Annotated in this window: 24 protein-coding genes and 1 tRNA gene; 5 read left to right on the top strand and 20 right to left on the bottom strand. The window is 39.7% G+C overall.

The genetic code is table 11. From position 1 onward, the window contains the following. Positions 1–70 precede the first annotated feature (70 nt). Entirely contained in the window at positions 71–541 is a 471-nt protein-coding gene (locus WKT08_RS07680; protein ID WP_003002130.1) for a COG2426 family protein, read from the top strand. A gap of 127 nt (positions 542–668) precedes the next feature. Here the strand turns inward: WKT08_RS07680 and tsf are convergent, their stop codons facing one another. Both tsf and rpsB read right to left on the bottom strand, forming a co-directional pair. Next, the gene (gene tsf / locus WKT08_RS07675; protein ID WP_003001949.1) at positions 669–1,709 is read right to left on the bottom strand and encodes a translation elongation factor Ts; all 1,041 of its coding nucleotides are present in this window, start codon (positions 1,707–1,709) and stop codon (positions 669–671) included. Between the two features lie 82 nt (positions 1,710–1,791). Continuing rightward, positions 1,792–2,574, bottom strand: coding sequence for a 30S ribosomal protein S2 (gene rpsB / locus WKT08_RS07670; protein WP_340281207.1), 783 nt, complete (start codon positions 2,572–2,574; stop codon positions 1,792–1,794). Positions 2,575–2,837: 263 nt separating this feature from the next. Here rpsB and WKT08_RS07665 point away from each other — a divergent pair. After that, positions 2,838–2,908: transfer RNA gene (locus tag WKT08_RS07665), tRNA-Cys, on the top strand. Positions 2,909–3,053: 145 nt separating this feature from the next. Next, positions 3,054–3,812 (top strand): hypothetical protein, encoded by a 759-nt coding sequence (locus WKT08_RS07660; protein WP_340281205.1) that lies wholly within the window; start codon positions 3,054–3,056, stop codon positions 3,810–3,812. Between the two features lie 50 nt (positions 3,813–3,862). Here the strand turns inward: WKT08_RS07660 and nusG are convergent, their stop codons facing one another. The 3 genes from nusG to rpmG all read right to left on the bottom strand — a co-directional run bounded on the left by nusG (position 3,863) and on the right by rpmG (position 4,925). Beyond that, positions 3,863–4,399, bottom strand: coding sequence for a transcription termination/antitermination protein NusG (gene nusG / locus WKT08_RS07655; protein ID WP_003002077.1), 537 nt, complete (start codon positions 4,397–4,399; stop codon positions 3,863–3,865). Positions 4,400–4,586: 187 nt separating this feature from the next. Further along, on the bottom strand, positions 4,587–4,763 hold the full coding sequence (gene secE, locus WKT08_RS07650) for a preprotein translocase subunit SecE (RefSeq protein WP_003002261.1): 177 nt from the start codon (positions 4,761–4,763) through the stop codon (positions 4,587–4,589). Between the two features lie 9 nt (positions 4,764–4,772). After that, positions 4,773–4,925: a 50S ribosomal protein L33 gene (gene rpmG, locus WKT08_RS07645; protein ID WP_003009043.1), complete on the bottom strand. Its 153-nt coding sequence runs from the start codon at positions 4,923–4,925 to the stop codon at positions 4,773–4,775. A 144-nt stretch (positions 4,926–5,069) separates the two neighbouring features. Between rpmG and ypfJ the strand changes: the two genes are divergently transcribed. Beyond that, the gene (ypfJ, locus tag WKT08_RS07640; RefSeq protein WP_049472712.1) at positions 5,070–5,984 is read left to right on the top strand and encodes a KPN_02809 family neutral zinc metallopeptidase; all 915 of its coding nucleotides are present in this window, start codon (positions 5,070–5,072) and stop codon (positions 5,982–5,984) included. 40 nt (positions 5,985–6,024) lie between these two features. On the opposite strand, the gene pbp2a is transcribed toward ypfJ, so the two are convergent. Next, complete coding sequence (gene pbp2a, locus WKT08_RS07635) at positions 6,025–8,259, bottom strand: penicillin-binding protein PBP2A (protein WP_340281199.1); 2,235 nt, start codon at positions 8,257–8,259, stop codon at positions 6,025–6,027. 103 nt (positions 8,260–8,362) lie between these two features. Here pbp2a and WKT08_RS07630 point away from each other — a divergent pair, with 103 nt between their 5' ends. After that, on the top strand, positions 8,363–9,226 hold the full coding sequence (locus WKT08_RS07630) for an RluA family pseudouridine synthase (protein ID WP_340281197.1): 864 nt from the start codon (positions 8,363–8,365) through the stop codon (positions 9,224–9,226). Between the two features lie 269 nt (positions 9,227–9,495). Here WKT08_RS07630 and WKT08_RS07625 read toward each other — a convergent pair whose 3' ends face one another. The 14 genes from WKT08_RS07625 to WKT08_RS07560 all read right to left on the bottom strand — a co-directional run bounded on the left by WKT08_RS07625 (position 9,496) and on the right by WKT08_RS07560 (position 26,337). Further along, positions 9,496–12,267 (bottom strand): GBS Bsp-like repeat-containing protein, encoded by a 2,772-nt coding sequence (locus WKT08_RS07625; protein WP_340281195.1) that lies wholly within the window; start codon positions 12,265–12,267, stop codon positions 9,496–9,498. Positions 12,268–12,484: 217 nt separating this feature from the next. Continuing rightward, the gene (locus WKT08_RS07620; protein ID WP_340281193.1) at positions 12,485–13,591 is read right to left on the bottom strand and encodes a glycosyltransferase family 4 protein; all 1,107 of its coding nucleotides are present in this window, start codon (positions 13,589–13,591) and stop codon (positions 12,485–12,487) included. A gap of 1 nt (position 13,592) precedes the next feature. After that, entirely contained in the window at positions 13,593–15,047 is a 1,455-nt protein-coding gene (locus tag WKT08_RS07615; protein WP_340281191.1) for a flippase, read from the bottom strand. Continuing rightward, on the bottom strand, positions 15,040–16,281 hold the full coding sequence (locus WKT08_RS07610; protein ID WP_340281189.1) for a hypothetical protein: 1,242 nt from the start codon (positions 16,279–16,281) through the stop codon (positions 15,040–15,042). The genes WKT08_RS07615 and WKT08_RS07610 overlap by 8 nt, the downstream gene beginning before the upstream one ends. Then, positions 16,278–17,207: a glycosyltransferase family 2 protein gene (locus WKT08_RS07605; protein WP_340281188.1), complete on the bottom strand. Its 930-nt coding sequence runs from the start codon at positions 17,205–17,207 to the stop codon at positions 16,278–16,280. Before WKT08_RS07605 ends, WKT08_RS07610 begins: the two co-directional genes overlap by 4 nt. A gap of 16 nt (positions 17,208–17,223) precedes the next feature. After that, positions 17,224–18,336 (bottom strand): glycosyltransferase, encoded by a 1,113-nt coding sequence (locus WKT08_RS07600; RefSeq protein WP_340281187.1) that lies wholly within the window; start codon positions 18,334–18,336, stop codon positions 17,224–17,226. A gap of 29 nt (positions 18,337–18,365) precedes the next feature. Next, on the bottom strand, positions 18,366–19,355 hold the full coding sequence (locus WKT08_RS07595) for a stealth family protein (RefSeq protein WP_340281186.1): 990 nt from the start codon (positions 19,353–19,355) through the stop codon (positions 18,366–18,368). 190 nt (positions 19,356–19,545) lie between these two features. Next, entirely contained in the window at positions 19,546–20,520 is a 975-nt protein-coding gene (locus WKT08_RS07590) for a glycosyltransferase (RefSeq protein WP_340281185.1), read from the bottom strand. A gap of 18 nt (positions 20,521–20,538) precedes the next feature. Beyond that, positions 20,539–21,177, bottom strand: a complete 639-nt coding sequence (locus tag WKT08_RS07585; RefSeq protein ID WP_340281184.1) for a DUF1919 domain-containing protein — start codon at positions 21,175–21,177, stop codon at positions 20,539–20,541. A gap of 1 nt (position 21,178) precedes the next feature. Next, on the bottom strand, positions 21,179–22,327 hold the full coding sequence (locus tag WKT08_RS07580) for a glycosyltransferase family 4 protein (protein WP_340281183.1): 1,149 nt from the start codon (positions 22,325–22,327) through the stop codon (positions 21,179–21,181). Positions 22,328–22,329: 2 nt separating this feature from the next. After that, positions 22,330–23,502, bottom strand: coding sequence for a beta 1-4 rhamnosyltransferase Cps2T (cps2T, locus tag WKT08_RS07575; protein WP_340281182.1), 1,173 nt, complete (start codon positions 23,500–23,502; stop codon positions 22,330–22,332). Between the two features lie 38 nt (positions 23,503–23,540). Then, the gene (locus tag WKT08_RS07570) at positions 23,541–24,917 is read right to left on the bottom strand and encodes a sugar transferase (protein ID WP_302692333.1); all 1,377 of its coding nucleotides are present in this window, start codon (positions 24,915–24,917) and stop codon (positions 23,541–23,543) included. 19 nt (positions 24,918–24,936) lie between these two features. Continuing rightward, entirely contained in the window at positions 24,937–25,629 is a 693-nt protein-coding gene (locus tag WKT08_RS07565) for a tyrosine-protein kinase (RefSeq protein ID WP_150906708.1), read from the bottom strand. A 12-nt stretch (positions 25,630–25,641) separates the two neighbouring features. After that, positions 25,642–26,337 (bottom strand): Wzz/FepE/Etk N-terminal domain-containing protein, encoded by a 696-nt coding sequence (locus tag WKT08_RS07560; protein ID WP_195529615.1) that lies wholly within the window; start codon positions 26,335–26,337, stop codon positions 25,642–25,644. Between the last annotated feature and the right edge of the window lie 28 nt (positions 26,338–26,365).

The following is a 26,365-nucleotide window of genomic DNA, read 5'->3' as shown; positions in this document are numbered from 1 at the left end:
AAAGCTGGAATAGTTGTCAATTGAAGGAAGATACGATAGAATGAAGAAGACTAATCGAAAGGCTTGACTAATGAAATATATCTTTACCTTCCTGATCTCCATGGTGCCCCTTGTTGAATTGCGCGGGGCCATCCCTTTTGCCATTGCAAATGGTATTCCCTTATGGACAGCGCTCCTGATCGGCGTGATCGGAAATCTTCTCCCTGTCCCTCTGATCTTCTTCTTCGCCCGCCATATTCTTACTTGGGGGGCAAAAAAACCAATTATCGGAGGCTTTTTTAGCTGGTGTCTCAATAAGGGCCATAGAGGCGGACAGAAATTAGAAAAAGCTGCAGGAGACAAGGGAATCTTCTGGGCCTTATTGCTCTTTGTGGGAATTCCTCTTCCGGGAACTGGTGCCTGGACTGGTGCCCTTGCAGCTTCTATCCTTGACTGGGACTTCAAACGCAGTAGCCTCGCAGTCATGCTCGGAGTGATCCTAGCCGGCCTCATCATGGGAACCCTGTCCCTGCTTCTAGGAATCGATACCTTCGCACATTAAGCAAATGAATGACCCCATAATATCAATTCACATAATATTTTCTCTGAATCTTTCCTTAAGTGAGTTATTTAGATGAATTTATATTACAAAAAAGAGGTTTCCTTCGAAACCTCTTATTTTTTTATTCTTAGTTGTTAAGAGCTGCTGCCATTGTAGCTGCAACTTCTGCTTCAAAGTCATTTGAAGCTTTTTCAATACCTTCACCAACTTCAAAACGAACGAATTCGATAACTGAAGCATTTACTGATTCAAGGTAAGCTTCCACTGTCTTGCTGTCATCCATGATGTAGACTTGTGCAAGAAGAGTGTAGGCTTGGTCAACTTTTGTGTTGTCCAAGAAGAAGCGATCCATTTTACCTGGGATGATTTTATCCCAGATTTTTTCTGGTTTACCTTCAGCTGCCAATTCAGCTTTGATATCTTCTTCAGCTTGAGCAACCACTTCGTCAGTCAATTGTGCTTTTGAACCGAATTTCAAGTGTGGAAGAGCTGGTTTACCAACCATTGCACGGCTTTCGTTATCTTGGTCGATGACGTGGTTCAATTGTGCCAATTCATCTTTCACGAATTGTTCATCCAATTCTTTGTATGAAAGAACAGTTGGTTTCATTGCAGCGATGTGCATTGAGATTTGTTTAGCAAGCGCTTCGTCTCCACCTTCGATCACAGAGATAACACCGATACGTCCACCGTTGTGTTGGTAAGCACCGAAGTGTTGTGCATCTGTTTTTTCAAGCAAAGCAAAACGACGGAATGAAATCTTTTCACCGATTGTAGCTGTTGCAGATACGTATGCAGCTTCAAGAGTTTCACCTGAAGGCATTGTCAAAGCAAGAGCTTCTTCGTTGTTAGCTGGTTTACCTTCAGCGATCACTTTCGCTGTTGCGTTTACCAATTCAACGAATTGAGCGTTTTTCGCAACGAAGTCAGTTTCAGCGTTTACTTCAACTACTGCTGCAACGTTACCATTGACATAAACACCAGTCAAACCTTCAGCGGCAACACGGTCAGCTTTCTTAGCTGCTTTAGCCATACCTTTTTCGCGAAGCAATTCGATCGCTTTTTCGATATCACCTTCAACTTCAACCAATGCCTTTTTAGCGTCCATGACACCGGCACCAGATTTTTCACGCAATTCTTTTACAAGCTTAGCTGTAATTTCTGCCATTTTTGTTCTCCTATATTTTTTAATAAAATAAGAGGGTCGGGCCGAGCCCTGCCCTCTTAGGTTCGTTACTTATTGAATGAAATTAAGCGTTGTCGCCTTCTACAACTTCAACGATTTCTTCGATTGAATCAGCTTGACCTTCAGTAGCTACCAATTCAGCTTCTACTGTAGCAACACTGTCTTCACCTTGACGTCCTTCGATAACAGCGTCAGCCATTTTCGCAGTGATCAATTTAACAGCACGGATAGCGTCATCGTTCGCTGGGATGATAACATCGATATCATCTGGGTCAGTGTTTGTGTCGACCATCGCTACAACTGGGATACCCAATTTCTTAGCTTCTTTAACAGCGATTTGTTCTTTATGTGGATCCACAACGTACATTACGTCTGGGATACGAGGCATGTCTTCGATACCGCCCAAGAATTTTTCAAGACGAGCGCGTTGTTTGTTCAACAATGCAACTTCTTTCTTAGGAAGAACTTCAAAAGTTCCATCTTCTTCCATGCGTTTGATTTCTTTCAAACGAGCGATACGTTTTTGGATTGTTCCCCAGTTAGTAAGAGTTCCACCCAACCAACGGTGGTTGATAAAGTATTGACCTGCACGAACAGCTTCTTCTGCAACAGCATCAGCAGCTTGTTTCTTAGTACCTACGAACAAGATAACTGCATCGTTTGCAGCTGCATCACGCATGAAGTCGTATGCTTGGTCTGCATATTTTACAGTTTGTTGCAAGTCGATAACGTGGATTCCGTTACGTTCTGTGAAGATGTACTTAGCCATCTTAGGGTTCCAGCGACGAGTTTGGTGACCGAAGTGTACACCAGCCTCAAGAAGTTGTTTCATTGAAATTACTGCCATGAGTAGTTTCTCCTTTTTTGTTTTTTCTCCTCTCTCAGACGTCAACTTGCAGCACGACCACAAGGGCAACGGTGCCACAATGGATCCGAGATGAGTATTTGCTGTCTTAGACAACTCTATAAGTATAGCAGAAATCACTAGAATTCGCAAGCTATTTGAGAGATTTTTTCAATCCCTACGATGAAATGGTTTTCTAAAGTTGTTTGACGTAAAAAGTTTTTCTTGACCTATCTTGTTTTTTAGGTTACAATATTATATGTTATGGCGGTATAGCCAAGTGGTAAGGCACGGCTCTGCAAAAGCTTGATCGTCGGTTCAAATCCGTCTACCGCCTTGATAATAAAATTTTTTATCATCTTTTATCTTTTAAAAATTCCCCTAGCAATAGGGGGTTTTTTTTGTTGCCATTTGCCCCATTCCTTGATTATTGATATAATAAAACCTCGCCTGATCAGCGAAGCACATTAGAAAGGGTATTTATGAAAAACATTCGTTTCTTTACGATCGGTCTTCTTTCACTAGTGACACTAGCCGCTTGCTCACCCGCCAATTCTGCGCAACCAGCAAAAACAGCTTCTAGCTCCAGAAAACCGATCAAACAATCTTCTACCAAAGCATCATCTAGTAAATCGTCGAGCACTTCTTCAGACAGTAGTAGCTCAGATGATTTTTCAGGCCGCTTCAGTTTGGATCCAGATGATGGCGCATCTCTCCAATATGTGCCAGGAGCTGCATCCATTCCTGAGATCGAAAAGCTCAAGAACCTCCACCCTACCACCGGTTTTGTATTAAGAACCGAAGATGGACAAGAGGTTGGTGGGCCAAAAGAAAGAAGCAGTTACGATGACGTAGTTGCAGCCTTTGGTCACCCCGTAAGTAGTACAGACAGTGCGAATCCTGGCGATGGAGTCAATGTATGGGCAACAGACAATGGCGATATCATGGCTTTCTTCCGCAATAATGTGTTAACAGATATCACCTTCCGACTAAGAGGGGGCGATGCCAACCACCAGTCTACTAGCAGCATTTCCAAATCCGATACACCAAAAACGGCCCTCGAACGTCTCGGAAAACCCTATGCCATTATGCGTTCAGAAAATGGGACCAGCTATGTCTATAAAGATAGCAACGGAGATGAATCTAGCTTTTCTACACAAGGAAATAAGATCTTCAATGTTACGTCTGCTGCAGAAACCAAGCAGTTAAAAAAGATCACAGGCCTGGATAAAAATCAATAACGATCCATACAAAGAACCCTCCAAGTTTTTCTTGGAGGGTTCTATTTTTTTTACAATTCAGCAATTTGGTTCAAATTCACTTCTGCAACCGTATCGTTACCGAACATAGAAATGACCATTTTCACCTTGTTGTTATCAATTTCAGTGATCTTACCAGTATAGTCTGTGAAAGCACCGTCGATGATGCGAACTGTGTCGCCCACCTTGACATCCAAATCAAACTCTTGAACGGTTTGACCCATAGAGAGCAAGATGCTGCGGATTTCTTCTTCCAACAATGGAGTTGGTTTTGAACGGTTCCCGTGGGATCCAACGAAACCAGTAACGTTCGGTGTATTCCGAACGACAAACCAAGCTTCATCTGTCATGACCATTTCTACCAAGACATAACCTGGGAAGCGATTTTCTTCGATTTCTTTTGTTTTACCGTTTTTCTCAACTTGTACGGTTTGAGTCGGAATCTCTACGCGCAAGATGTTTTCTAACATATTGTAAGTTTGCGCACGTTGCAAAAGATTCTCTTTTACCTTGTTTTCATATCCTGAGTAGGTTTGTAGTACAAACCAGCCTTTATCAAAACTGTCCATTTGGGCATCCTTTCTTTCTGTTTAGCCTGCTCGAGCTTTTGTGAACATACTAAAAAAAGCCTCTTGGCTTTCCTTTTCCTAGCTTCATTATACCACATTTTGCAGGAATGCAAAGAGGTTTGCTGATTTATTTTTAAGAAAAAACCGCAAAAAGTGGGACCCTGGGGATCCCACCTGGCTTCTTTTCTTAAAAGAAATTGATCATGTGCAATAGGCCACGTGCAATGACTTTGTCGAACAAATAAATCAATGCAACAAAGAAAGCGGTGTACTCAATCACTGAGATAAAGTTTTTCCATCTTTCCTTGCGATTTGGCCAAGTTGTATCTTTTAGTAAGACGAAAATATCTTTAATGAATTTCACAACTCTCTCCTATCGTGTTTCTTTATGGATGGTATACTTGCTGCAATGCTTGCAGAATTTATTGACTTCTAGACGTGTTGGTTTTGGCGTCCCACTCAACTTAATGGAGTAATTGCGTGACCCACAAACCGTACACGCTAGACTTGCTTTTTTTAATGCCATAACGCCTCCGTTCACCCCATTATAGCAAGTTTTCCACGTTTTGACAAGAACAGAAAATCTCCTGTCAAGAAAAAAGCAAATCTAAAGCGTTATCACTCTGGTTTTCTCCTCATTTTTGGTAAAATAAAACAAAAGGAGACGAATATGAAAAGTGATCATCTAAAAGAAAGTAGAAATATCGAAGACCGCCGAGGGCAAAGCTACTCCCAGTCTTCAGGCAATAGTAATCTTGGCGGAGGCATTTTACAGATCTTACTATCGCCGGGGAGCTTCAAAAGTAAGATCGTCCTCATCCTTCTTCTGGTTCTTCTAGGAGGTGGTGGCGCTAGCCTTGGGGGTCTCTTTGGAAATGGGACTTCTTCTCAACCTTACCAATCCACCCAAGTCACGCGCACCAACAAGACCCATGTCGACGATGCAGATGCCGAGTTCGTCAGCAAGGTCCTTGGAACAACAGAAGATCATTGGCACAAGGTCTTTCAAGCTGAAGGACGTACTTACCATGAGCCCAAACTAGTCTTCTATACCGGACGGACACAGACAGGCTGTGGGGTTGGGCAAGCATCGGCTGGTCCTTTCTACTGTCCAACCGACAAAAAGATTTATTTGGATATGAGCTTCTACAAGGAATTAACAACCAAATACAAGGCTAGCGGTGACTTCGCCATGGCCTACGTGATCGCTCACGAAGTCGGCCACCACGTGCAAAATGAGCTGGGAATCCTTGGCAAATACCATCGGATGCAACAAGGCCTTTCTGAAAAGGAACGAAATGCTATCAGTGTCCGCATCGAGCTACAAGCCGATTACCTAGCCGGTGTCTGGGCCCGCTCCATTCAAGACCGAAACCTTTTGGATATCGGCGATATCGAAGAAGCCATGAATGCAGCTCATGCGGTCGGTGACGACACACTCCAGGAGCAAGCCTACGGCTACTCGGTGCCAGATAGCTTTACCCACGGAACCTCCGAGCAACGCATGCGCTGGTTCAAACGGGGCTACCAGTACGGAGATCTCCAACACGGCGATACCTTTAGCTTGTCAGATAGTGAACTTTAAACAAAAAACGATTCAGAAGAATTTCTGAATCGTTTTTTGATTAGAAACCAAGCCAGCCTTTGAAGGTATCCCAAGCGTTTTTCGCTTTTCCTGGGATATCGGCCTCGTCGATTGCTTTTTTCGCATTATCAACCATATTCGACGCCTTTTCTTTGACATCCTCAAAGAAACCTTTGTCTTCTTTGCTATCTGTTTCTGTCGTTTCTTCTCCGACTGGTGCAATACCGTTTTCAGCATAAGAGTTCTTCACCGAGTCAAACTGGGTACCGTCTGTATAAGGCAGAACACTGTTGGCAACATTGCGGAAGATCTCGGATGCCGTTCCAGCACTACTGTCCGTCAGGTAGTGATTTTCATCGGTCGTTGGGAAACCAAGCCACTGACTGATGACCACATCTGGCGTGTAGCCGATCACCCACTGGTCTCCAGAGAGGTCCTTGTTAAAGCTGGTCTCTGTCGTACCGGTTTTCCCTGCCATGGTATAACCATAAGGCGCAGCGTTCACCCCTGTACCATTACTAAAGGTTCCCAACATCATATTGGTCATCTTATCTGTCGTTGAACCACTGAGCACTCGGGTTGATTTCTGGCTGTGGCTCTTGACCACTTGGCCACTTGCATTTTCAATCTTGGTAATGAGGTGGGCATCATTCATGACACCACCATTGGCAAAGGTTCCATAGGCTTGGGCCATCTGCATCGGATTGGTTGTCACACCAGCTCCCAAGGCAACGGCAAGCGACTTGTCCACCTTGTCCATGTTGAGCCCGAATTTTTTCCCGTACTCAAAGACCGTATCAAGACCCAAATCATTAGCGGTCGCTACGGCTGGAAGGTTAAGGGACTCTGCCAAGGCCTGGTACATCGGTACCGTTGGGCTAGACTGGATTCCCGCGTAGTTATTGACCTCATAGCTTCCATATTGGGTGGTACTATTGTCCAATTCCTTATTGGTCGACCAACCTTCAGCAACAGCTGGGCTATAGACAACCAAAGGTTTGATGGTTGATCCTGGACTTCGAGCAGCCTGGGTCGCATAGTTATAGCTACGGAATCCTGGATTTTGATCGCTTCCGACACGCCCTACGAGAGCCCGAACCCCTCCGGTCTTAGGATCAAGGGCGACACTACCAGATTCCGCGCGCGTGCCGTCTTCCGCTACTGGGAAGAGGGCCGTATTGTCATAGATCACCTGCATGCTTGCTTGGTAATTCTGATCCAGCTCGGTGTAGATCCGGTAGCCATTTTTGACAATGTCTTCTTCGGTCAGGCCGTATTCATTGACCGCCTCATTGATGACCGCATCAAAATAGGATGGGTAGCGGTAATCCTCTGACTTGCCTTCATAGGCATCGACCAGCTGGCCATGGATATCGACAGCAGCAGACTGATCAGCCGTTGCCTGGTCAATATAACCAGCCGCCACCATATTTTGGAGGACCGTATTGCGGCGATTGGTCGCATTCTCTACCGAATAGAGCGGGTTATAGATCTCAGGTCCCTTGAGCATACCGGCGAGAACAGCAGACTGATCCAGGCTTAATTGACTGGCTGAAACCCCAAAATACTTCTTGGAAGCATCCTCAATTCCCCAAACCCCATTTCCAAAATAGGCATTGTTGAGGTACATGGTGAGGATTTCTTTTTTACTGTATTTCTTATTGATTTCAAGCGCTAGGAAGAATTCTTTAGCCTTACGCTCCACCGTCTGGTCCTGAGACAGGTAAGCATTCTTGGCTAACTGCTGGGTGATGGTTGACCCACCACCTGAGCGACCCAGGGTCAAAATCGCTAAGAAGAAGCGACCATAGTTGATCCCGCTATTCTTGTAAAAGCTCCGGTCCTCTGTTGCGACCACGGCATTTTGCAGATTCTCACTAATGGCATCGAGTTCGACATAGGTTCCTTTTTGCCCGGTCAAACTTCCCGCCTGGTCCCCATTCTTATCATAGATAATGGTAGTCGCCTTCAGTGCATTCTGCAAATCCTTGACGTTGGTCGTCTTAGCAAGGTAGAAAAGATAGCCCCCTGTCAAGAGGCTAAAGCCTAGCCCAATGATCAGGAGAATCTTGGTCAAATGGAATCTGCGCCAAAAACGACGGAAGGGATGCTGAGAGAGAGGCTTGCTTCTGTGCTTGCCTGAGCGACTATAGATCGGCTCTACTGTCTCTTCCGGTAGTTCCGTGTCTGGCACTTCTTCTGCCACCGCTTTGGGTGGATGATCCTTTCTAAAAAAAGTGATCAGGTTTTCAAATAATTCTTTTATTCTATTCATACCTGTTATTGTAACACCTTATCCTTGTCCTAGCAAGAAAAGATAGCTCATCCCCTTCTCCCATTTAGTTTTCTTTAAGCTTAGATTTTGCTACAATAGGGTCATGAACTATCAATTTACCATTCCACAATCCTTTCCCCAGATGACTGTGAAAGAGTTGCTTGAGGACTACTTCCTCATTCCCCGTAAGATCCGGCATTTTTTACGAACCAAGAAACACGTCTTGGTCAATGGCGAGACCATCAACTGGCAGAGCCCCGTTCAAAAAGGAGACCAGATCCAGCTGATCTTTGACGCGGACGATTACCCTGAAAAAGAGCTCCCAGCCGGAGACCCGAGTCTGGTCGAAGAACTCTATCAGGATGAGCATGTCATCATCGTCAATAAGCCCGAAGGTATGAAAACCCATGCCAATGAGCCGACAGAAATTGCTCTTCTCAACCATGTTTCCAGCTATGTTGGATCTACCTGCTACGTCGTGCATCGGTTAGACAAGGAAACCAGCGGAGCGATTTTATTTGCCAAAAATCCTTTTATCCTGCCCATTCTCAACCGCATTTTGGAAGATAAAAACATCCAACGCGAGTACTGGGCCTTGATCCAAGGCAGCTTAGCACAAAAGACCATCGTCTACAAGGATAAAATCGGACGCGATCGCCACGATCGGCGCAAGCGCCTGGTCGATCCACGAAAAGGTCAGTACGCAGAAACTCAGGTGACGCAACTGAAAAAAATCGGGCGAAACAGCCTGGTCAAATGCCAGCTCAAGACGGGGCGTACCCATCAGATCCGGGTGCATCTCTCCCATCATGGGCACCCGATTGTCGGGGATCCTCTCTATAACCCTGCACGCGGAGAGCGACTCATGCTCCATGCTCACCGCTTGACCTTCACCAATCCATTAAACCTTGAAACCATCCAAGTCGAGGCCCCTTCCAAGAGTTTCGAAGAAGGGTTGAGAGACTAAAAAAAGAAGCCACAAAAAATAGGCTGGACAAAAACTGTTCAGCCTTTTATATTTGATAGAAATAACTGTATGACGCAGTGGTTGATTGGCATCTTTGTTCTCTTTTTAAGCTCCAAAGATGACCTAATGAGGGAAACAAAGTTTCCTTTATCCACAACCTTCAACAGTCTCCCAGACCGTTGAAGCTATGCAGGGGTGGGAAGATTGAAAAGATTTGGGGAACCTTTTCAACCTTTTTTATATTGGAGTTCTTTCCCACTCCCTTTTTATTATTGATAGCGTGGGGTTGCAAATCCACGGATATTGCCATGTCCGATTCGGTAGGTATTGCGACGGACTTGGTTGTTGGAGTTTCCTTCAATGGTATGAATGATTCCGTTTGAGACGCTTTCGACAATTCCGATGTGATCCGCAAAGCCATTGTTTTGTTGGCTATTTTGATCCCAGTTAAAGGTGATGATGTCCCCTGCTTTTGGTGTAGTGGTACCATCCTCATTCCAAATACCCAAGCGTTTGAAAATCTGGATGTGACGTTCGACTCCACATTCACGGCCAATCAAACCGCTCAAACCTTCCCGCTGGAAGACTGTTGTGACAAAGATATCACACCAGTCATCGGTCGTCTTCACTGCATAACCAACTGGAAGTGGTTTAACACTGTTATAATCATTGATCAATTGTTGGTGAGCTGCAGTGCCGCCACGAACGCCCACTAGACTAGCTGCTGCCCGTAAGACACGGTCCCGTTGTCCATTCGTTACACGAGGACTAAAAGCAGTTTGATCTACTGTCGCACGGGGATGAAGGGCTGTTTGACCAAGGTTAAAGCCTTCAACGCCACCATCGACATAATCCACATAGACGTGAGTGGTATAGTTACCTGATTGGTACTGGTGATTTGCTGCAGAGACCTGCACTTCGGTATGCATACCAGAAGGTGCTGTTGAATACCAGTAGAGATTTTCTTGATGGGCTTGAGACCAAGCAGCAACACGGATATTCTTAATCTGACGACCTTGAGGCGCTTGATCCACCGTTACTGTATAGGTTCCAGCACCAGAATTGACGTTCTTAATAGAAGCTTGCGTCTTGGTCATGGCATTTCGGAACTCCACTTCTGTAGTCGTAGTACCAACACCTACACGAGAACCATCATTTTGGATATAGTAAAGGTGAACATGGTACTTACCAGTAGAATTCTTATGATCGCTCGCTTTGACCGAGACCTTGTAATCTCCGTTCGCTTGACGAGTCGCTTCATACCAGCGGATGTCGTCTTGGCCGTCCTTATCAGACCAAGTAGGAACTTGCACAGTCCGCACACCTTTAGGGCTATAGACATCCTTGATGATGACATCAAAGGTACCCGCATCCTTGTTGTTGTTTTGGATTAAGATTGTACCAGAACGACGGGCTTGACGCACTTCTGTCGTAGTTTCTGTAATATAGTTTCGTTGGTTATTTTGATCTACATAATAAACATGGATATTGTATTTACCATCTTCATTTTTATGGTCTGAGGCTTTGATGGTAGCACGGTAGCTTCCGTCACTTTGACGGACTGCTTTATGCCATACTAGATCATCAGGCCCGTTCGAATCTGACCATGTTGGGATTAGAACTTCTTTCAATCCGTTTGGAGCTACTACATCGCGAACAACTGCTTCAAACGTACCTGTTACAGTATTGTTGTTCTCAATTGTAACAGTACCACTTGGTTTGACTTGTTGAACTTCTGTAATTGTCTCTGTAATGTAGTTTTTCTTATTATTTTGATCTACGTAGTAAATGTGGACATTAAATTTACCTGTGTCATTCTTATGATCAGATGCTTTGATGGTTGCACGGTAGCTTCCATCACTTTGACGTTCAGCCTTATGCCAAACTAAATCGTCCTGACCGTTTTTGTTAGACCAAGTAGGGACTAGGACCTCTTTCAAGCCATATGGTGCGACTACATTGCGAATAACAGCATCAAACGTACCTTTTTCAGTATTGTTATTCTCAATCGTTACTGTGCCACTTGGTTTGACCTGATGAACCTCAACTACTTTTTCAGTCAGATAAAAACGATTATTTGAATCATCTACAATGTAGGCGTCAGCACGATAATTCCCAGTAGAATTCTTATGATCACTCGCTTTAATAGTCACACGATAAGAACCATCCGCTTGACGTGTTGCCTTGTGCCATACTAGGTCATCCTGTCCATTTTCAAGACTCCATGATGGAACTAATACTTCTTTTAGACCAGTTGGGGCAACAATATTGCTTACAACAGCATCAAAGGTACCTGCTACTGGGTTATTGTTTTCAATCTTCAGAACACCACTTGGTCGAACGTAATCAACCGAAACTACTTGTTCCGCGATATAGTGCCGTTCCCCAGAGTTGTCAACGATGTAGGCATCAGCGCGATAGTTTCCTTTATTGCCTTTATGTTCACTTGCCTTAATGGTTACACGATAGCTCCCATCCGTTTGTTTCGTCGCCTTATGCCAAATAAGGTCGTCTTGACCCTTTTCTAAACTCCACGATGGAACTAAAACTTCCTTAACACCACCTGGAGATGTGATATTACTAACAACTGCATCAAATGCACCTGTAGTTTGATCATTGTTTTCAATTGTTAAAGTACCACTTGGCTTCTCTACTTTCTCAACCGGCAAACTATTATCTTCTGATTCTACCACTCGTGCGCGTGCGCCGTATGGAGCGCGACTAGCTACCACGGCAGGTGCTGGTTGCTCTGATACAACCTTGTCACTAGTGCCCTTGTCAGAAGGCTGGTTATTGCTAAGAGTCGGTGTGACAGGTGCTGCCTCTGTTGCAACGGTATTTTCTGTCTGAATACCTTTCTCAACTCCCACTCCTTCGCTTACAGTATTCTGCGCTTCTGATGAAGTTTTTGTTGCAATGATAGCTGATGTATTTTCTGGTGTTTGATCGGACGCATGTTGCTCATCGGCTTTGACTTGTTGTGTCGAAAAAGCTAACAAAACGGCTGTTCCAGCATAAAAAATAAGATCTTTCTTTTTCATGTATCTTCCCTTTATACAAATTTTATACTTTAATCATTTTACCACACGGTTTCAGCAATGAAAAGTTTTATAAGGCATATTTTTAAAATTAGTGATATTTTTAAAAAAACTAAAAAAGAAGTCTTTTTGACTTCTTTTGCTATTAAACTGTTTTTCATATCCCAAATAAATTATTTACTATGATCGGCAGTTGTCAAAAATTTAATTAGAAAAAGAATTACACCTGATCTAAATCCTGTTTCATCACTGAAATCATTCTTTTTGCAACTGTGTCCCACGAATATTCTGCTTTATAATAATCTTGTTTCATCTGAACATTTCTAAAGAAGCTTTCATCTTTTATTAGATTATACATTTTATCAGCTAAAACCTGTGGGTTTTCCTCTTCAGCAGGTATTAATAATCCTGTTTCATTATTTTGAATTAGATTTGGCATTTCCATTAAATTACGTCCAATACATGGTAAACCATAGCAAAGAGCTTCAACAAATACAATTCCAAATGCTTCAAATCGAGAAGGTAAAACAAATACATCACAAAGATTATAATAATATTGCACCTTATCAGCTGGTAGATTCCCTAAAAAATAAACATTCGGATTGTTAAATTCCATCGGAGCATCTGAGGGACCTATAATGTACAACTCTGCCTCTGGCATGAGATTATTTTGCAAATAAACAAAAGCATTATAAACAAGATCTCCACCTTTACGCAAAAAATCTTTGCCAATAAATAAAAATTTATTTCGTCCCTTATGTGAGTGCTCAAGTAATAGGTTGTCCATATTTGTTCCCGCTCCCACGTAATGAACTTTTTCAACTGGAAGCCCTTGTTGAGCTATTAGGTAATCTGAAAACCATTTACTCATAGTAAATATTCCAGTGGCTTGATTATAAAATGTTTCCTGTTTTCTCATTCGACTATCTAGAATATCTGCCGAGACGTTTTGAAAACCACTATATTTGAATGATTGACTATTGCTTTGAGAACTCTCTATCAAATAATGAAGATTCAAGTCTTGATAGATATACACTGGATTATCAGGAAAAGATAAAGGGAACTCATCAAATGTAAGACAAACATCCTTTGGAGAGAGATGAACTTGATTTTCAGCATATTTAATATACGTCATGTTCATATCAGATTTTCTAATACCTAAACGAACAAGCAATTTGTGCACATTCATTCTAAAAGTATAGAAAATATTCTGTTCCTCAACAATTTCGTATTTTGCTAAATACTTTTTAATATTAGTTATTGTACCAGACCAATCCCAGGTCAATTGTTCTTTGTTATGAATAATTCTTGGAATTACAATCTTCAAACTAACCCCTCCTAAATTTATATTTAGCTATATCTAAAATATGATCTAACAATGGATTTTTTAAAAGTTTGAGCTCTAATAAATAGATGATTAAGCTTACTAAAGTAATGCTAAAAATTAAAAGAAGTGAATTAGTTACGAATAACTTAAACCCAAAACCAATGACTATTATTGAAAAGAAACCTAGTAAAGCTTGAACTAAGTTCTGTCTCCAGAGTGCAAAATTAATGTACTTCCCGCTTTCTCTTACAACCAGAAAGTTATATAAAACAATAAAAAATTCTGATGCAATCGTTGCCACTGCAGCACCATTCTGATAAAATACTGGAATTAAAAGAAGACTAATTCCGATATTTACAACAATTCCATATAGAGCTCCTGTTAAGTTTACAGTTTCACGTCCGATAGGTATATTAAGCCCATACGTTAATATCCCACCAAATATGGCTCCAATTAAACTAATTGCTAGTAACTGTAATGTTAAAGTGGCATCGATAAATTTTATTCCACCTAAAAATAAAATAATTTCCCTAGATAGGACAATAAGACCTGCACTCATTGGAATTAAGATTAGAGTTACCACTGAAAGTATTTGAGTATAACTTTTTTTAAATTCGTCAATTTTCTGTTCTCCAAACAAATGTGACAACCTAGGTATTGTGACAGAATAGATTGAAGCTAATAAATTTTTTAATATTGTGTATACTCTGGCTGCAACAGCATACAATCCAACGTAATATGCTCCTTTGAACCACTCTAATATTAGCATATCAGAATTAGCATAGATACTAATTACTAGACCACCAGAAAACAAGACGATAATTGGCTTAAAATGCTTTACTAGATCAAGTCTCCAAACAAGAGAGAGTTTTAAATACTTTCTACAATAGATTAAATTTAAAATACAAGATATCCCTGAACCAATTACTGAGATAAATGTATATAGATATAAATCGCTAGCTGTTTTAACAAGAACAAACATCAATATCAACGATAAGATTTGTATAATGATACTTCTAATCGTAATATAAAGGAAATCCTCAAAAAGAACGTTTATCCAGTCCACTCCGAGTGTTGTAAAAACAATTGTCAAACTTTGAATAAAAATCAGAATTTGATATTCTCTATTCGGAATAAATAAACATACAACTAATACTAACAACAGATAGGATACTATCGTCGATAAAATATTTATAGTGAAAATTTGATTACCTAAATGACTTAATTTCTTAGAATCAGATCTAATACGCCCCCCTTCCCTAATAGCATAAGTAGAGATCCCAAGAGCAGCAACTAAAGAAAAGTAACCTACAATAGAAGCTGTATAATTAATTTTTCCTAAGTTCTCCACACCTAATATTCTACTGATATAGGGATAAGTGATTAAAGGGAATATAATTGAAAGTGCTGTTTTAAATAAATTTAAAGCCGCATTCACTCCCATTTTTTTAGTCATCTATTAACTCTCCATCTCTGTTTAATTTTGCAGATTCATTATTGATAATTACTAGCGTCAATGTCAACGCAATAATCCGGGGTCTGTCAATATATGACATGATTGGAAGGCTCATCAGAAAACTAATCAATAGGCCTGTTATTAATATGTTGGAACTAAGTTTCTTTATCCACGTCATAATTAATTTTATAGTCAAAAGGATATACCACACAAACCCTGGTACCCCTAAAGAACCTAATGTTCCAAATATCCCGATATCATCATAATTAAAGTAACCATCAGGCCCTTTTATAAAATAATATAAAGAAGTGCCCTTTTCCGGAGTATGCAATCCTAAACCAAATGGATAAGTAAAAATTTTATTAAAATAATATTCTATTGCACCTGTTCGAGCAAAAGAGGAGCCGGTGTTATCCGAAATACTATCAGATATTGAACCAAATCTATTTGAAATAATGAATAAACCCGCCGTCCCTAAAATAAGAGTCCATAATAATGAGGATAGAGTTAGTCTACGCTTATTGTATATGAAATACATTGAAAGAATAACTATTAGCACAGTCACCAAATAGTATCTCGACTGATCGACATAAAAAATAGCAACTAACATCAATAATAAACTAACTATATCAAAAAATGATTTTTTAAAATGATTTGCAATAATTTTCCATGCCACTAAAATAACAAATACCCGAACAAGTCCCTCAAAAACACTATAAATACGTAAAGGTACTGTTAAATTATAAAGATAACTTATAGGAATAATCTCTTCAATTTTCAAAAACAATGTTTGCAAGCCATGATATCTGTACACTTGCATAACAAATAATATCGATACTATTGAAATAGTTATCTGACCGATTTTAACAAAAAGCTTATAGTTACTTTCTGTCTTAAATATCTCGCAGAGAGGAAAATAAAGGAGTAAAATTGAATAAGGAAGAACATCCCACAATACTTGCGTAATCGAGTAGTCAAATAAATACATTGATACAAGTGAATTAAAGAACAGAATTAGAAAAAAGATTAGGATATAATTTCCAAAAATACCTAGTTTAAGTTTCCCTTTATTATAGATAAAGTATGCCAAAAATAATATTAAAGAATAGAATGCAACTCCTAATTTATTACTGGCAGCCCCTCCCAGTAAATTCGGCCAACTTACTAAATAAAAACCTCTGAATTCAATCAAGAAAAATAGTAAAAATAGAAAAAGATATTTATTAAATTTCAATGTTTTTTCTCCTTGAAATACGTACCATCCAATATTTTTTTCAATCGATATATCTTTTTACATAAGAAGTAGGACATATCAGATATTTTCAAAGAAAGTTTAGATGCTCCTCTATATTCTCTGTAATAGTATTTTTTTGATACACGGCCAATTCTCTCTGACTCAGGATTATGCGCTCCTCTATGATAATGATAAATTGTCCATTCAGGATAGAAATAAGTCATATATCCCTTATTCCTCATTCTTTCACTTAAAATCATTTCTTCACAATAAAGAAAAATATTTTCATCAAATCCTGATACTGCTTCAAAAGCATTTCTAGAAACAAACATAAAGCTACCACTAACCCATCCAGTCTCACCCTCAGGAGCAGTATAGTCAATATCAATCCATTTATGTATCTTACTATTAAACCACTGCCTATTATAATCCTGAAGGATCATCTCTTCTACAAAATTCATCCGCTTACGAGGACTTTGAATATCTCCTTGAGGAGTGAGAATCTTAGGACCAACTATACCTATTGGATGATCGCTCGTTTCAACGATAGTTTTACACTCATTCAGCTGTATACCATTAGGAAACTCTAAATCATTGTTTGAAAAAACTAGATAGGGTGTATTAAAGTTCTGAATTGCAAATTTTGCACCTAAATTATTGCCTTTAGAGTATCCACCGTTTTCATTAGAATCAATTATATAAATTTTCCTTTGTGATATTTCAAAAGAATAAACTTTTTTCCCATTAAAAGTAGAGGAAGTAAATTCAACTTTAGAATCTTGTAAGAATTGTTTCCCCAATTCTTCCGCACTATTATCTACGATAATGTAATGTACATCATTTCCAACATATATATCAATAAACTTTTTTATATAATCTACTGTATCACTCATTGATTTGTAATCAGTAATAATTAATGAGTACATAGAATCTCCTTTTGTTTTACTTCGCTAATTCCTGATAGATTATTCGTAATTTTTTAGCGCTATCCTCTATATCAAATCCAGCTTCTTTTATTTTTTCTCTAGAACCATATGGAAGGCGTTCATAACTCATAGAGGTGATAAAATCTGACCACTTTTCAACACCATCAGATAATGATAATCTATAAAAGTTTGAATTAACCGATGCTGATTCTGGAACAGCAGAACTTACCACACAAGGTAGACCAGATGCTTGTGCTTCAATATTCACGATTCCAAATCCTTCATAGAAAGAAGGTAACAAAAAAACATCCATTGCTTGTAAATATTGTGCTGGTTGTTCTTGTTTTCCAAGTAATAAAACCCTTCCTAATTTTATTTCTTCGTCTAGCAGCGTTTCTATATTAGCTCGTTCTTCACCATCACCAATCCATATAAAATAAAAATTAGGTACCTTTAGAACAAAAGTATGTATTAGGTCAACTATAAATTCAGGATTTTTTTCATATGACATTCTCCCGACAGTACCTAAAACAATAGCCTCCACTGGAATATTTAGATTCTCTCGTACCTTTTGCCTTAACTCTTCATTATATAAAAAGTCATTGATTACAATACCATTTTTCAGAATCGCCACATCAGACAAATCAGTATCGCCATACAAATAATTCGCTGCTTCAAGTGAACAGGCCAACTTATAATCAACAAGAAACTTAATTATTTTTCTTGCCGTTAACATTTTTAATCTGCCAACAAAACCCTTACCACGACTAGATGAAGTAGTGTGAGCATGAAGTACTATTTTTGCACCTACAAGTTTTGACAGAATAATATTAAATAACCCCTCGATAGCATCATCTGCGTTAATATGAACAATATCGTACTTTTCTTTTTTTAAAATAGAGTAGATATTTCTTATCCTTTTTATTTTACTTGATGCTTCCTTAACATGTTGAACCTGTCCTCCGTTTTCTTCAATTATTCGATGAAAACTAGGGTTCTTCAATTTTCCAATTGCCAAAAAGTCAACTTGAAAGTCGTCTGTTAAGGGACGAGTCAAGTTGTAGGCTATTACAGACCTACCTCCTGCTCCGAAATTGTCTGCCCCCATTTGTAAAATTTTAGTTTTCATCTATCTACTCCAGTAACTAATACGTTGAATCACAATTCAAATTGAGACTTGTCAGGATAACGATTAGACAATATCTTAGAAAATTTCTCCAAGTCATTTTCTGTCATCGCCATATCATCATTAACACAAAGTAATTTTGTCTTTTTTTTCGATAATAATTTAGGAAGCTGATCAACAGCAGTAATTGAAATTGATTTTCCAAAATTCTTACTAGAAGGTTGAAAATCATTACTTTCAATTTGCCAGTAACATAATAGATAATGATTTATATCCGTATTATAGTCTCTAAATTTATGTTTAGATGTTTGAACAAAAATGTCTTCTTCAACATTCCATAAATGAATTAGTGTACTCTTTTTTATTGGAACTGGTGTATGCTGATTATAGTATCCAGTTATCCCCCATGGAAATAACAAGATATTTTTTAAAACCAATTGACCATATTTAAAATTGAAAAACTTAAACGGCGACTGTTTCAAGGCTTTTTTATTTGAAAAATGTCTATATAAAACTTCTACATTATTAAAATAAACTTTTGAAAAAGATGACCACGGAACCAAGGCTTCATAAACAGCCAATAGCCTTGGTTGTCCGTTGACAAAAAAATCATCAGGCTTAACATCTTGAATCAAATACATGTCATCGTTAAAAAAAACAAAGTTCTCTGATAAACCTTCAATGCGGTGTAAATTCAACTCAATTGCAGCCGAATTAAATGTTGGTAAATATTCCTCAGGCATAAAATCACTATGCCGAACCCATTTTAGTTTAGGATGATTTAAATCTAACCATTCCGGTTTTTGACCATTAGTTATAAGATAAATATTATTTACCCACGGCGCATGCTTCTCCACCATCCGGAACCAATAATTGAATGTTCCATAATCTCTATAACGGTGCAGATTATCTCCATCATTACCAACCTGCAAACTATTAGACGTATATTTATTTTTTTCTCTAATGAAGTCAGGATCATTTCCATCAACCCAAAGTACAACAAAATCAATTTTTTCTTCCATGTTAAATCACCCATAAAATAATTGTTTAGCCGGTCTAACTATATAAAACTTTTAGTTAAAAATACATCATTCAGATATAAGAAAAAAGAAAAAGGACCGAAAATATTATGTAATTTTTCTTTATAAAATAGTCCAAACTTCAATTGCTAAACCTTTGGCTGATGAATTCAGAATGTTTTCCAAAATAACATCAAAAAACGTTTTGTATACTGAAGGCTAGCTTTAACACTTTAAATCTAAACAGCACATATTTTAACTTATTTGGTTGGTCTTTCATTTGAGAAATAGAAACACTATTTTTAAGTAATTCCTGTTTCACTTCATTAGTAATGTCTATATATTCTTTATCTAATTTAGATTTATACAAACTTGCTAATAGATGAATCAAACCATTTACATAATACAGTTGTGAGATGCGCAACTCGTCTTGATTTAATTGCGAACGTACAAAATCTGAATAAAACATTTCTTTATAGAACCCAAACATATCTCTAAACTTTTTCTCATTCCAAGACTGTGTAATAGAATCTGGGTTATCGATCAAGTAATGATAGTACTTTTGATTGGTTGCATACACTTTCTTAGCTGAAAGAAACAGTTTGTAATTAGTGCCAAGATCCTCATAGTATTTGCCAATTGGAAACTGGATGTTATGATCAGTAAATAAGGATTTCCGATAGACTTTGTCATTAGCGAAACCAGTAATATAAGTATACTTCAGCATTTGAAGGAAAGCATCTTTACCTTCAAACACTTGAATCACTTCTGGTTCTGAAACTATAGCATCTTCTTTACCCTTCACAAACTCACGGTTAAAAGAAATAATATCAAATTTTCTGGATTCTAGCGCTTCTGCTAGGGCTATAAAGGTATTTGGTTCAATCCAATCATCTGAATCCGGAAAATAAACATATTCTCCCTTAGCATTAGAAATCCCCGTATTACGAGCATCAGAAAGCCCACCATTCTCCTTATGAATGACTGAGATAAAGTCATACGCTCTCACATAGTCATCACAGATTTGAGGAGAACGATCAATACTTCCGTCATCAACAAGTAAGATGTCGTAGTTCTTCCACTCTTGAACGAGTATACTCTCAATACAACGTTTTAAATATTTTTCGACATTATAAACTGGAATAACAACAGTTAAAAGTGGTTCCATAGATTGTTTACCTAATTTTTATGCTAAGTCCTCTCCACCTTTATTCAACCAAGTAACGGCATTAAAATAACGGTGGTACGTTTTCAAATCGATGCCAACGTGTCCTTGCTTTTCAGCTGATTTGAAATGAACTAAGGAAGGCAAATCGCTATAATTCTTCGAAGAGAAGATAACCTTACCTTTGTATGGAAGCTCTTCAAACTCTTTCATCAACTCATAAGTGCAAGCATCATTATCATTGAACTTAAAATACAGATTGTCCCAATGAATTCTTTCTAAACGACGTTGCCATTTTTGAGTCGCTTCTTCTTCATCTGCATAATGCAAAAAATGAAGTTCAATATCGTCAAGAAGTGCAAGAGGATAGGCATTATCGAAATCTTTGATATATTTCGATTCCTTAACGAATTTCAAGGGGATATCTCCACTCAAATAATGTTTTAGATTCTTGAGCATTTTGATGTAATCAGGTGAAAAGACAAACATTCCAACAAACGGTGTTTGATAAGGTAGTCCCAACTCCTGATAAACTTTCCCAGCCCAACAATTATCACAAATGATCGTGAAATTTTTATTCTTGAGTCTACGTCTAGGGATAAAATTGATAATTGGATAAATGATTGGTTTTAATTTATTCTTAATTGTTTCAATATTCATCTTAGTATTTCTTATACAACTCCGAAAAATTCCGAATATAACTTTGTAATGAAAAGAGTTCTTTTTGGCGTTCGACAGAGGCCTTACCAAATTGCTCTCTCTTCTCGGTATTATCAGCCAATTCTTGGATGGCTTTAGACAATTCTGCGGGCTGATTTGGTGTAGCAAGAAGGCCATTTTCACCTTCTTTAACCATTTCACAGACACCACCATGACGGTAACCTACTACAGGTTTGCCACAGGCCATTGATTCCAGAACTACAGTAGGTAGGGGATCTGGATTGGTACTTGGCAAGACAAAGATATCGAACATATTATAGAGCTCTGTCGTCTTGCTATAATAGTCAATTCGCTTGATTTGTCCTGCTACTGGTAAGTCTGAAATAGCTTTTTCCAACTCATCCACGCGCCATTCTTCACCTTCAAAAGCACTTCCTGCTAGAAAGGCTACTGCTTTTGGATTAGTCTTTAAGATTGGAGTCACAACTTCTAAAAAGTCGCCTTGACCTTTCCATGCATTTACTCGCCCAACCATTCCAATAATCAAAGCATCCTGTGCAATACCAAACTGATCACGGACCACACTAGCATCCATCACCTGATAGACGGCATTGTCAACACCATTATAGATGACTTGAACTTGGTCATTTTTTACAAAGCGAGACTGCTTTACGTGGTTGGCTACAGCATTTGAAACGGTCACAATGGTATCCGCATAACGCCCCATCAAAAAGTTGATGAAATCAGAAATTGCTTTTGGTTTGACGATAATTTCATGCACATGCCAAATCAAAGGTAATTTCAACTTACGTTTGAGATAAATCCCCTCAAGTACCGCGGTCGTATTGTTGTGAATGAGAGTAATGCCATTATCCTTAGCATATTTAGCAATTTGCTTTGAATAACGATTATAAGAACCAAAATACTCAAGAATTCCCTTAGGATTAAAATATTTACGGCGCAAAATTGGATAATCGATAACTTTTACCTTAGCTCCAACCTTTTCCAATGCACTCACTAAGACACCATCGTTAGGCAAGATGACATGAGCCTCAAAGGCATCTTTATCCAAACCTTTAATAAGCTCCAATAAAACCTTGTCAGCACCATACATTTCGGCACCAGCGTGAAGATATAAAATTTTCTGCATTTCTATCCTTTAAATACTTTCTCGTAGTCTGTAACAATTTTTTCCCAAGTAAAGGCTTCTGCAATCCGTTGACTTGATTTTTGATTGAGATCTTCGATAGCTTGTTCATCCAATTGCTCAGCTTGATCGATGACACTTGCCAATTGGTCTTTCTTCCAATAGAGCGCCCCATCTTCACCGACTTCACGGTTAAAGCCAACATCCAACAAGAGATTGAGCTTAGTAGACTCAAGAGCCTCAAGAAGAGATGGATTAGTCCCCCCCACCTCATGACCATGGAAGTAAGCAAAGGCATTCTCACGGATGTATTTGAGCAATTCTTGATCATAGACCGTCCCGACAAACTTCACTCGAGGATCTTGATCAAATCCAGTATCTTTACGCAACTGTTCATAGAACTTATTTTGTTCTACATTGGTAATCAGGACAAAATCTTTTTGTGAATTTGACTTCATAAAGCCACGAATCATGGCCTCATAGTTATTCTCCGGTACAAAACGTCCCACGACAAGGTAGTAATTTCCTTCAGATACTTGCTTATCCGCAAACCAAGTCCGTACTTTCTCGTCTTCTTTACTCAGGATGGATTTACTTGTATCCGTTCCATAAGCAATATAGGTCGTCTGAGGCTGATACTTGGCATAATCCTTCTGGATATAGGCTTCGATGTTCTTGCTATCACAAATCAACAGGTCGGCGCGTTTGACCATGAGTTGTTCAGAAAACTTCCAGTATTTGCGGACTGGAAGACTCCACTTCGCGCGAAGCCACTCATGACCATCCGGATTGACCATCAGAGTCCCTCCGATAGCCTTGATTTTCTTTTTAATTTTTGAGATAAAAGGACCAATCCGGCAAGCCAAGACATAGAAGATCGGAGCCTGGTCTTTGTTTTCTTTTGCGATTTCAACGGCCTTGTTGAGGGCTGCAATATCATAAGCAATAGCACGCGCAGGACCGATATTAGGGACATCAATGTTGTAACAGATCGCGCCATTATGTTCGAAAGCATCTGCAGTAATTCCTGATTTTGCTGAATTCTCCCGCATACAAGCTACATAATACTGGATATTTTTATCTTGTTGGAATTCTGTCAACTTCTCAACAAAGGTCTCAAAACCACCATATTTTGCTGGAATACCTTTGGAACCAACGATATAAATTGATTGTGTCATTTTTCTCCTAACATGGAAAGGACGAAGTAGGCAGTTTCCTACTTCGCTCCTTCTTTTCTAAGTACAACCTTCACGGTCTTGAGCAGGATCTGAATATCTCTCCAGATCGTCCAACCATCCATGTATGCAACGTCGAGTTTGACCACTTCGTCAAAATCTGTAATCTCACTGCGTCCGCTCACTTGCCAAAGGCCTGTAATCCCTGGCTTGAAACTGAGTCGGCGTTTTTGGGCTGGCGTATAGTCTTGGTATTCGTCTACCGTTGGAGGACGAGTTCCGACTAGACTCATATCACCGATCAACACATTGTAAAATTGTGGCAATTCATCAAGACTGGTCTTACGGATAAAGCGTCCGATTGGTGTTACCCGTGGATCGTTTTCCATCTTAAACATCCCACCCGTCATGGTGTTTTGCGCCATCAGATCTTTTTTAATCTCTTCGGCGTCCACGCGCATGGAGCGGAATTTATAGAAGTTAAAATACCGTCCGTTCTTTCCGACCCGCTTCTGTACAAAGAAGGCAGGTCCGCCATCTTTGCGGATTAGAGGGACCAAAACGATACTCACTAGTCCACAAATCAAGAGTCCAAAGAGGGCTCCCGCAATATCCAAGAGACGTTTGGCAAATACGTGGCTCGGTTTGTAGAAATTGGTTGAGAAAGTGACGACACTTAGTCCCCCGACTTCTCGAACCCGTTTATTGCCCAAGGAAGCGAAGTTAAAGGCATTGAGATTGACCGATACATCGATCCCCATACTCTCAAACTCCGAGACGAAATCACTAATATTGTAGTCCTCACTTGGCAGATTGATAAACACTTCATCCACCACTTCCTTGGTCACAAAGTTCATCATTTGATCCGGCTGCACCACCCGTACACCCGAATGGGTAAAATCCGTATCATCCATGACAGTGACACCGATCAATTCCCCATGATAGAGGCTAGGCGAATGCAGAATATCAAATACCTTTTCCATCCGACTGGTCGCTGTGATCAGGAAAATCTTTCGCGAACTTTTCCGTCGTGGCGAAACAGACTTCCGGTATCTCTTGAGCAAGAGATCCATGATATAGACGGAAAACGTATTGAAAAGAAAGAAGTAAATCATCCCCCGACGAGAGATGGAAAAGACCCCATCGAGCATAAAAGAGGTAAAGGTGATCCCAACAGCGAAAAATACGTTGTATTTCAAGACCTGAAAGAGCTCATCTAGATAGCCTCTGCTATAAAAACGATAGGCAATATTGCTGATGTAGAAGGATACAAAATGCAAGAGATAGAGAATCGCAATTGTCTGCGATGTGTATTCTGCATCCTTGAAAAGACTCACAATGTAAGCTGAAAATAGGACAGCCAAACTTTGAAAGAGAACAATATTTAGTTTTTCCAGTTCGATTCTTTCTTCTCCCATTTTCCCTCAATCCTATTCTTTACTTTTTCCCGTACTCTCCATAAGATCCATATCCACCATATGAACCATACTCAGCAGCTTTAATGTTAAATTTATTGAGCACTACTCCTAAGAAAGGTGTGCCTGTTTGTTCTAATTGGTCCTTGGCTTTTTGGACAGCCTTGCGTCCATTGGCACCAGATTCTGTGATCAAGACAGTTCCATCACAACGTTGGGCGATAATGGCCGCATCGATCACGACCCCGATTGGAGGCGTATCGACAATGATGTAGTCAAAATGCTCACGAAGTGCATCCATCATCACAGTGAAGTTCTTGCTTTGTAAGAGACCTGTTGGGTTTGGCGCGACCTGCCCAGACTCGATGATATCCAAGTTTGGAAAATCAGTCGCATACAAGATTTGGTCCAATTGGCTACGGCCAGATAAGAAGTCGGTCAAGCCTTGGATCTTAGTACGGCTACGGAAAATCCCTGTCATGACAGAGTTCCGGATATCACAGTCTACCAAAAGGGTCTTGTAACCCGCACGCGCAAAGGCAACGGCCAGGTTGGTTGAAGTGGTTGATTTCCCTTCATTTTCTTGAACAGATGAGATAGCGATGACTTTTAAGTCTACCCCACTCAATTGGATATTCGTCGCAAGGGCATTGAAGTACTCTTCTGCCTTCCGAATTTCTTGTAATTTGTTTTTTGAAATTTCTAACGTATTCATGCGATCCCCAGTCTACAGTTTCTTAATATCTGGCACAATACCAAGCAAGGTTAAGCCCATCAACTCTTCGATATCTTCTGGTCTCTTGACACGATCGTCCAAGACTTCTACTACGACCATGAGAACCACCATCAAACCAGCTCCAGCAATAAAGCCAAGAAGGACATTGCGTCGGATATTTGGTGAAGAAGGTGATTGAGGCACTTCTGCTTCATCCAAGGTCGTAACATCTGACACCTTGGTCACAGCAATGATCTTTTCAGCTGCTACATTCCGAAGGCCATTGGCAATACGAGCTGCTTCTTTTGGATCTCCGTCCTTAGCCGTGATCGAAAGGATACGAGTATCTGTCGGAACAGACACACTGATCTTTTTCGACAACTCACCAGGTGTCATATCGAGTTTCAATTCTTCGATAGCTTGGCTCAAGACATTTTGAGAAAGAATGATCTCACGGTAGTCCTTAACCAAGTAAGAACCAGCCTGCAAATCAGAGTTTGTCAAGGCATTGTTGTCTTGGTTTTGACGACTGACCACATAGATCCGGCTAGTACTTTGGTATTCTTTCTTGGCTAAAAAGGCACTGTAGCCAAATGCTGCAATGGCAAAGACAAGAGCGACCAAAACGATCGAAAACTTGCGTTTCCATAGGGTCTTCAGCATAGCGAAAACATCAATTTCCACTGCTTGATTTTCTTGATTGTTCATTTCCTAATTACTCCTTCGTGTGGATCTC

It is taken from the genome of Streptococcus sp. HCA-5024, assembly GCF_037890265.1.
GTDB classification, from domain to species: domain Bacteria; phylum Bacillota; class Bacilli; order Lactobacillales; family Streptococcaceae; genus Streptococcus; species Streptococcus lingualis.
The sequence above is the reverse complement of the archived record's forward strand: the minus strand, read 5'-3'. Positions and strand labels throughout refer to the sequence as shown.